Raw genomic sequence first — 6,851 nt, forward strand, 5'->3', positions numbered from 1 at the left:
CATGCAGGCAGGAAAATTTTATCACTAACGGTTCGGCGAGGGGCTAGCGGCCAGATGGGAACCTAACGATCTGAAGAAGGGGAAAGCTCGAAATAACGCCGATAGGCGCGGGAAAAACTGCCTTGATCGCGAAAGCCCACCAGCATGGCGATATGCCCTAAGCTGAGCGTGCTATGGCGAACCAAGGTACGGGCATGCTCTAAGCGCCTGCGCTGCACGTAGGCCAGCGGCGTCACGCCGGTCAGCTCACGAAAGCAGCTGTGAAAGTGTCCTGGGCTCAAGGCACATAAAGCAGCTAGCTGCTCGACACGGATCTCATCGGCAAGATGCTGATCCAACCAAGCATCCAGGCGGGCAAGATCGAGGCGTTCGCTGATGCAGTGCTGACCCAATTGCCCGACCTCTGAGGGAGAGGCATCTTGCAGGTACATGGTCAGCGCACGCAGCAGCAGAATCGCGATTTCATTCTGCAGCCCAGGGCACTGTTCAAGCTGATTGGCCAGGGCGTGGGTCAGTTGGTTTAACGCGGGCGGCACGCTGAAAAAGCGCGGTTTATCAAACAGGCGTTCAATCTCGCTGCCCTTTTCAAGCGACGCCAAATGCGCAACGGGAATATCCAACACCAGAGTGCGATTACTGCCATCACCCTGGTACTCGTGATGGCGCGAGGAAGGAATCAGACAGCCACGGCGAGCGGTAACCCGCTCCCCCCGACCTTCCATCGAAAGCTCCGTGACGCCACAAGTGGCCAGAATAAGCTGATGGAAATCGTGGGTATGGGCCACCTGCTCCTGGGCTAAGTTGCGGCTATGCAGCTCAAAAAGGGCCATGGTCGATTACCGTCTTTCGTCGAGTGCTATTGAAGCACTATAAAACGGCTAGGCAACAAAAAGCGAGGGAACCGCCCACTGTGCGCAAACGCTCTGCTCAATGGGCGCAAGCTGGGTGCTGGCTGTCATCCGCCAGTCATGGACTCGGGTTAGCGTGGCAATAAGCTGCCAAAAGAGTCCAAACAACATGCCACAGCGCCGACGCCCCTATCTCAGCTCTCCTCTCAGTGACCCAGAACTCGCGGCCCTAACTCAATTAGCCAACGGTAATGCCCTGCATCTACAACGTGAAGCTGACCGCAAGGCGCGGCTAGCATCGACTTTAACGCTGTTTCACCCAGCAGCGTCAACGACCAACATGCCGCAGGGCGGTATGAAAGTATTGATGATTTCGGATGTTTACTTCCCCCGTGTCAATGGCGTTTCCACCTCCATTGCCAGTTTTCACGGTGCCCTTGAGCGTTTGGGCCACTCGGTCACGCTGATCTGCCCCGACTACCCGGTGGGCCAAGTGGACGAACCGGGCGTGCTGCGTATTCCTACCCGCCGCGTGCCCGGCGATCCTGAAGACCGCATGATGCGCTACCGTGATCTGCTAGCCCTGGCACCTTCGCTGGCAGGTGAAGCCTTTGATCTCATTCATGTCCATACACCGTTTACCGCCCACTATGCCGGTGTAGCGCTTGGGCGTCGACTCGGGCTTCCGGTGATAGCGACCTACCACACCCTCTTTGAGGAGTATGTTCACCACTATATCCGCTGGCTTCCACGACGCTGGCTACGACTTGCCGCGCGTCGGCTTTCAGTGCACCAGTGCCAGCAGCTCGACGCCTTGGTCGCTCCTTCACGGGCCATGCAGGAAACCCTTACCCGCTACGGAGTGACCACGCCCTCTACGGTCATTCCCACCGGTTTGTCGCTGGAGTCGTTCTGCCACCCCCAGGGGGCCCAGGATGATAGCGACTTTCGTGCTCATTACGATCTGCCTACAGATGCGCGCCTGCTGCTCTATGTCGGCCGCGCCGCCTTTGAGAAGAACATCGATTTTCTGATCGATATGCTGCCCCAGGTATTAGCCGAACACCCCACCGCCCGGCTAATCATTACCGGCGAAGGCCCGGCCCATGACTCGCTTGTCCGGCGCGCCCAGGAAGTTGGCGTGGCAGAATCGGTGCTGTTCCTTGGCTATCTCGACCGCCACGGCCCGCTGCAAGCCGCCTACCGCGCCGCCGACGTTTTTGTATTTGCATCCCGCACGGAAACCCAGGGGCTAGTCCTGCTTGAAGCGATGGCCCTGGGCACACCAGTGGTTTCCACCGCTATGATGGGCACGCTGGATGTACTGAAAGAGGGAGAAGGCTGTCTGATCGCCAAGGATAACCATGACGACTTCGCCGCAAAAGTTAACCGCCTGCTACGCGATAACGCCCTCTGCCAACAACTTGCCAAACGAGCTCAAGCTTACGCTGCTAGTTGGCACGAGGATGCGAAGAGCGCAGAGCTTGTTAGTCTTTATCGCCAGATTGCGGCTGAGAGTTTGGCTCGTGGGAGCAAGTAAAAGCCAGAACCTACGTGGACACTTTGTGGACACATGCAGGCATTTAGGAGAGAGAAAACATAAAAGACGGGCACAAAAAAAGGCACCTAAGTGCTTTTTTTAAAGATGGTGCCGGTAGCCAGACTCGAACTGGCACACCCGTAAAGGCGGCGGATTTTGAAGCCTTAGCGCACCGGCTCACACTAGCACACTGCATTGAATTTAAAGCTTTTTCACCTTAAAAATTGCTCGTTTTGGCTCGTTTCAGCTCAAAAATGTTGTCACAATGTGGACACTTCACGTTCATTTGCCATTATTACCAAATAGGTATATATTTTTCCCATGGATAGCAAATCACCAAAACCTTTGCGATGGGTAGCTAGCTCAAAAAAAGATCTCCAGGCCATGCCCGAGGATGTGAAAGATGTTTTCGGCTTCGCGTTTCACCTGGCTCAATCCGGTTCAAAACACACTCAAACTAAGCCACTCAAAGGCTTTGGCTCGGCTGGTGTTCTTGAGGTAGTAGAAGATTACCAGGGTGATACCTACCGCGCGGTTTACACGGTTCGCATCCAGGAAGCGGTATATGTACTTCACTGCTTTCAAAAAAAGTCATCCACGGGGATCGCCACACCCAAACCCGATATAGACAAAATCCGTGACCGATTGAAAGCGGCAGAAAAACACGCCAAAGGAGAAATCTAATGATCATTGAAGAAAGCACCGGCAACGTCTACGACGATATCCACAGCAATGATGCCGATGAAATGCTCATCAAAGCACAGCTTGCCGCCAAGATCGGTGAGGTCATCAAACGCCGCCGTCTTACCCAGGTTAAAGTAGCTGAATTGACCGGCTTGCCACAGCCGAAAGTTTCAGCAATGCTAAAAGGCCAGTTTCGGGGCATTAGTGAATCAAAAATGCTGGAATGCCTCGCCAAACTTGGCCGAGATGTACGCATTGTGGTGGGTCCGGCTCGCCCACGCTCAACACCAGGGCATGTTGCGCTAGAAATTAATGGTTAAAGGAGAGAAAGATGGTTAGGCAAATAACAACTTTCATAATGTTTAGCTGCTTATCATCGTTTGCACATGCTGAATTATATAAATGTGTTGCAAACGGTCATACCACCTTTCAGGATTTCCCCTGTGCAAGTGGTGAGTCAAGTAAGGTTGATACCGATAACCTTACTGTTATCCCTCCACCCCCTGTGCGTCCACCCTCACAATCATCCCAACTAATAACGCCCCAACCTCGTCGTTATTTTTACTTTCCGCACAGAAGCGTCTATCAAACCACCCTCGAACGTCGTAATGCCAGAGTCAGGATGCGTGCTCGCCTCCCTTGATACGGGGATGTTCTATATGGTAGTTATCTGTAATGGTGAGGTGTCGAGTTACTCGCGTTATTAATTTCCAACTTATTCAGTTCTTCATTAAAGCCAAGTTCTAGTTTTAGCCGTTTAACCTCTAACCTTTCACGCTCTGATTTAACAATAGCGTGCTGCTTTTGAGTTTTCTTAAGCCTTACACTTTCATCCACAAGGCGTTTATAATTAACAACATATACACAACAGCACCATGTAAAAATTCCAAGTGCTATCAGCAAAACTATATCAATAAAGATTGAGTAATAGATTGCTTGTTGCATTCCCGCATCAAACTCACGCAACGCATTATTTAGCATTCTGTCCAAACTTTCCATTATCTGTTCCCCTTACGCTTTCTCTTTTTCCATTTTTTTAATAGCTTACTTTCAATCCAGATATAAAAAATGGCCATCCCACCAAACAGGATCGCCATTTTCATCATCTGTTGAAATGCTTCTCTCGCTTCATCCACAACGTTTAATCCCCTTACTGCCCTTATCCACAATGCCTTCCCCCTGGATACCATCTATCCACAACTCGTTTGGCTAGTTGGTATCCGTCCCTGTCTGCTTCAACTCGCGGCGCGCCTTTTCTATCTCCGGGTTTATTTGCCCTTTTTCTTCGTCTACCTGGTTATCTACCAACCACATTCTGTATTTCGGAAATACTGCTGTGATTTGTCTCACTGTTTTTAGTGAGCACGTCATCCTTCCTGTCTCTGTGCTGATCAGGGTCTGTTTCTTAATTCCTGTCACTTCCGAGAACTCTTGCCGTCCCATTCCTTCTGCTTCTCGAATTTCTCGGATTTTTTCACCATCAGTCTTTGACACTATGTTAAGATCCTACTATATTGGAATCATGATACAGCGTGCTCTAGTGAGCATTGATCATTTAAAGATACCACAACATGCCACAGCGAGCAGGTACAGCATGGAAACGAGCAACACGCCCCACGTCCCCGCACCCCAGGTGCCCGTCATGACGATAGAGCGTTTCTCCGAGCTAACTGGCCTATCCCCCGACACTGTCCGGGGTCAGCTTAACCAGGGGAACCTCCCAGTGATCAAAGTGGGGCGTCGTCGCCTTATTAACGTCGCGCTCTTCACCGCTGAGTGCCTGCAATCGGAGGACTGGAACTAATGACCGCCTTTGCCCCCCTCGCCACGCTGGCGACGCCCTGCACGCTGCTGGAGACCGATGGCCTCACCATCGCGACGCAAAAGCTCTTACTCGACGGAGAAAGCATCCCTGGTGGCGTTGTACTGCATCACCACATTGTTCCTGCAGGTGGGTTCTGCTTTATCAACGTACCCGCCGCTCACATGCTCGTTCTTGACCTGGATGACAGCACCATTTCCAGCTTCTCCATCCACGATGAAGGCCAGAGCTATAGCATCACTTTCAAGCACCTGCAACACGCATTGGCCTACCTCGCCCAGCACTACGGCCTCTCCCAGGCCACCGACCGCGCCCCTGCATCTGCCGACCCTTCCCCTAGTTCATCGGTGATTGTGGTACCGGCGCACCTATCCACACCCCCACGGCTAACGCGTCGCCCTTTATCCACAACGGCCTTTAGCCCTTTCGGAGTTATGCACATGAGTAAAAAACAGCCCATCCGCGTCTTTCTCGATCCGGAAACCCACAGCCGCCACCTGATCCAGGCGGGCACCAACGGTTTGACCTCCTCGGCCTTGTCCGAGCGCCTGATCGAGTACGGCCTAGCGCAACTGGAGAGCGGCGACAAAGCACCGCTGGAGGCCCTTTCCCGTGCCGCCTCCCCCGCTCCCCACGGCTCAGAGGCCTAATTCTATGTCCCCTGCCCGTCATCCGTCGCCCTTCGGTCGCACGGCGTCCCTAGCCCGCGTCGGGGGTGGTGTCAACCCTGAGGCACGAAGGGTTTACTCCACCCCCGAGGTGGGCTGCCGTGCAGAAAGACCGAAGGGCCACGGAGGGCGGGCTGGGACCCCCTGCCTCGATTCCCGAGCTCTGAGGGAGCGGGGCCAGCGGTGCCTCCACGGCCGGGACTATGCACGCGCTGCAACGTACTACGCCCAGGCGGAATACCTGGTGCTGGTACAAAGCGGCATTACACCTGAAACCACTGAGCTAGCCATTCTCGCGGACTACTGCCTAACGCAAGCCGCCAGAACCCAACGCTAACGAAAGGAACCATCACCATGATCAACACCATTCAAGCCCACGTTATCGGTGCCTCTCGCTACAAGATGGATAACGGCGTCCAGGGCGCCAAAATTTCCATCATGCAAGCCGCCTCAGCCGATAACGAAAACGCCATCGGCAACCAGGTCAGCATCATGACGGCGCCCTATGACATTTTCGACCAGCTCCACGCCACCGCCCCGCACATGCCCTGTGCCATGGAACTGGATATCGAACTGCGCACCTCCTCCGCCGCCGCCGGTGGCAAAACCGTGCTTCACGTCATCGCCGCCCGCAAACCCAACGCCACCGGTAGCCAGCCACAGCCGGCGACCCACAGCGACAAAAAATAGGATTCTGAGCCATGGACACAAGTACACCTGAAGGTCTGTGGCTCCTGGTTTATTGCGTCGGCCTCGTCCTCGCGTTCGGGATCGGCTCAATAAATGGGGGGCAACGATGAACGAACCCAGCGTCACGTTTGTTGTTGGTTCCCTATTCACGTCCTACGCCCTCGGTTGGGCTTTCGGATACTCAATCTTGATCTTCAAACGCTTTATGGAGTCTGTCTAATGACCCTTAACACCATCGCACAACACGTAAAACAAGCCGCCACCACCACACGTGGCAAAGTCGCAGGCGGTGCTGCTCTACTCATGGGCTCGGCAGTCGCTCACGCACAGGAAGCCACCGGTGCCGCTGCCGCCTTCTCAGAATTGGAAACTCGAGCCTCCGAAATGGCGTCATCCGCCTGGCCGGTCGTCGTCGGCGTGGTCGGCTCACTGCTCGCCATCGGCCTGTTCAAGAAATTTGCTAACAAGGCCACTTAATCCCTGGATTCATAGAATAAGCGCAGCACTTTGGATCACAAGGTAGAGGCAGGAGGGCCAGCGCCGGTACCCTCTCTGCCTTACCTACCAAAGTGAAGCAGAGCATGGGATACCGACAACTG

Annotated in this window: 12 protein-coding genes; 8 read left to right on the forward strand and 4 right to left on the reverse strand. The window is 54.0% G+C overall.

What is annotated here, in order from left to right:
* Positions 1 to 62: 62 nt before the first annotated feature.
* A complete protein-coding gene (locus tag HZS80_RS21450) occupies positions 63 to 830 on the reverse strand; it encodes a helix-turn-helix transcriptional regulator (RefSeq protein ID WP_035564540.1) in 768 nt (255 codons plus the stop codon).
* Positions 831 to 878: 48 nt separating this feature from the next.
* Positions 879 to 1,019 carry a hypothetical protein gene (locus HZS80_RS21455; RefSeq protein ID WP_179917272.1) on the reverse strand — a complete coding sequence of 47 codons (141 nt, stop codon included), beginning with the start codon at positions 1,017 to 1,019 and terminating at the stop codon, positions 879 to 881.
* On the opposite strand from HZS80_RS21455, the gene HZS80_RS21460 reads away from it, so the two are divergent.
* The 4 genes from HZS80_RS21460 (at position 1,018) to HZS80_RS24200 (ending at position 3,715) form a co-directional block, all read left to right on the forward strand.
* A complete protein-coding gene (locus tag HZS80_RS21460; RefSeq protein WP_179917273.1) occupies positions 1,018 to 2,388 on the forward strand; it encodes a glycosyltransferase in 1,371 nt (456 codons plus the stop codon). The two genes, HZS80_RS21455 and HZS80_RS21460, sit on opposite strands and share 2 nt — an antisense overlap.
* Positions 2,389 to 2,709: 321 nt before the next feature.
* On the forward strand, positions 2,710 to 3,072 hold the full coding sequence (locus HZS80_RS21465) for a type II toxin-antitoxin system RelE/ParE family toxin (protein WP_179917274.1): 363 nt from the start codon (positions 2,710 to 2,712) through the stop codon (positions 3,070 to 3,072).
* Positions 3,072 to 3,392, forward strand: coding sequence for a helix-turn-helix domain-containing protein (locus HZS80_RS21470; protein WP_179917275.1), 321 nt, complete (start codon positions 3,072 to 3,074; stop codon positions 3,390 to 3,392). The genes HZS80_RS21465 and HZS80_RS21470 overlap by 1 nt, the downstream gene beginning before the upstream one ends.
* Before the next feature lie 38 nt (positions 3,393 to 3,430).
* Positions 3,431 to 3,715, forward strand: a complete 285-nt coding sequence (locus tag HZS80_RS24200) for a DUF4124 domain-containing protein (RefSeq protein ID WP_422822382.1) — start codon at positions 3,431 to 3,433, stop codon at positions 3,713 to 3,715.
* A 23-nt stretch (positions 3,716 to 3,738) separates the two neighbouring features.
* On the opposite strand, the gene HZS80_RS21480 is transcribed toward HZS80_RS24200, so the two are convergent.
* Positions 3,739 to 4,071, reverse strand: a complete 333-nt coding sequence (locus HZS80_RS21480; protein ID WP_035564546.1) for a hypothetical protein — start codon at positions 4,069 to 4,071, stop codon at positions 3,739 to 3,741.
* 210 nt (positions 4,072 to 4,281) lie between these two features.
* Positions 4,282 to 4,566: a helix-turn-helix transcriptional regulator gene (locus HZS80_RS21485; RefSeq protein WP_045812171.1), complete on the reverse strand. Its 285-nt coding sequence runs from the start codon at positions 4,564 to 4,566 to the stop codon at positions 4,282 to 4,284.
* 100 nt (positions 4,567 to 4,666) lie between these two features.
* On the opposite strand from HZS80_RS21485, the gene HZS80_RS21490 reads away from it, so the two are divergent.
* The 4 genes from HZS80_RS21490 (at position 4,667) to HZS80_RS21505 (ending at position 6,729) form a co-directional block, all read left to right on the forward strand.
* Positions 4,667 to 4,876 carry a helix-turn-helix domain-containing protein gene (locus HZS80_RS21490; protein WP_246362411.1) on the forward strand — a complete coding sequence of 70 codons (210 nt, stop codon included), beginning with the start codon at positions 4,667 to 4,669 and terminating at the stop codon, positions 4,874 to 4,876.
* Positions 4,876 to 5,544 carry a hypothetical protein gene (locus HZS80_RS21495; RefSeq protein ID WP_179917277.1) on the forward strand — a complete coding sequence of 223 codons (669 nt, stop codon included), beginning with the start codon at positions 4,876 to 4,878 and terminating at the stop codon, positions 5,542 to 5,544. Before HZS80_RS21490 ends, HZS80_RS21495 begins: the two co-directional genes overlap by 1 nt.
* A gap of 372 nt (positions 5,545 to 5,916) precedes the next feature.
* Positions 5,917 to 6,252, forward strand: coding sequence for a hypothetical protein (locus HZS80_RS21500; RefSeq protein WP_179917278.1), 336 nt, complete (start codon positions 5,917 to 5,919; stop codon positions 6,250 to 6,252).
* A gap of 219 nt (positions 6,253 to 6,471) precedes the next feature.
* Positions 6,472 to 6,729: a major coat protein gene (locus HZS80_RS21505; protein WP_179917279.1), complete on the forward strand. Its 258-nt coding sequence runs from the start codon at positions 6,472 to 6,474 to the stop codon at positions 6,727 to 6,729.
* The last annotated feature ends 122 nt before the right edge of the window (positions 6,730 to 6,851 follow it).

The organism is Vreelandella glaciei, from assembly GCF_013415125.1.
Classification (GTDB): Bacteria; Pseudomonadota; Gammaproteobacteria; order Pseudomonadales; family Halomonadaceae; genus Vreelandella; species Vreelandella glaciei.

Coding starts and splice junctions, on each gene's coding strand:
- HZS80_RS21450 (WP_035564540.1), bottom strand. CDS start 830: ATGGCCCTTTTTGAGCTGCATAGCCGCAACTTAGCCCAGGAGCAGGTG.
- HZS80_RS21460 (WP_179917273.1), top strand. CDS start 1,018: ATGCCACAGCGCCGACGCCCCTATCTCAGCTCTCCTCTCAGTGACCCA.
- HZS80_RS21455 (WP_179917272.1), bottom strand. CDS start 1,019: ATGTTGTTTGGACTCTTTTGGCAGCTTATTGCCACGCTAACCCGAGTC.
- HZS80_RS21465 (WP_179917274.1), top strand. CDS start 2,710: ATGGATAGCAAATCACCAAAACCTTTGCGATGGGTAGCTAGCTCAAAA.
- HZS80_RS21470 (WP_179917275.1), top strand. CDS start 3,072: ATGATCATTGAAGAAAGCACCGGCAACGTCTACGACGATATCCACAGC.
- HZS80_RS24200 (WP_422822382.1), top strand. CDS start 3,431: ATGTTTAGCTGCTTATCATCGTTTGCACATGCTGAATTATATAAATGT.
- HZS80_RS21480 (WP_035564546.1), bottom strand. CDS start 4,071: ATGGAAAGTTTGGACAGAATGCTAAATAATGCGTTGCGTGAGTTTGAT.
- HZS80_RS21490 (WP_246362411.1), top strand. CDS start 4,667: ATGGAAACGAGCAACACGCCCCACGTCCCCGCACCCCAGGTGCCCGTC.
- HZS80_RS21495 (WP_179917277.1), top strand. CDS start 4,876: ATGACCGCCTTTGCCCCCCTCGCCACGCTGGCGACGCCCTGCACGCTG.
- HZS80_RS21500 (WP_179917278.1), top strand. CDS start 5,917: ATGATCAACACCATTCAAGCCCACGTTATCGGTGCCTCTCGCTACAAG.
- HZS80_RS21505 (WP_179917279.1), top strand. CDS start 6,472: ATGACCCTTAACACCATCGCACAACACGTAAAACAAGCCGCCACCACC.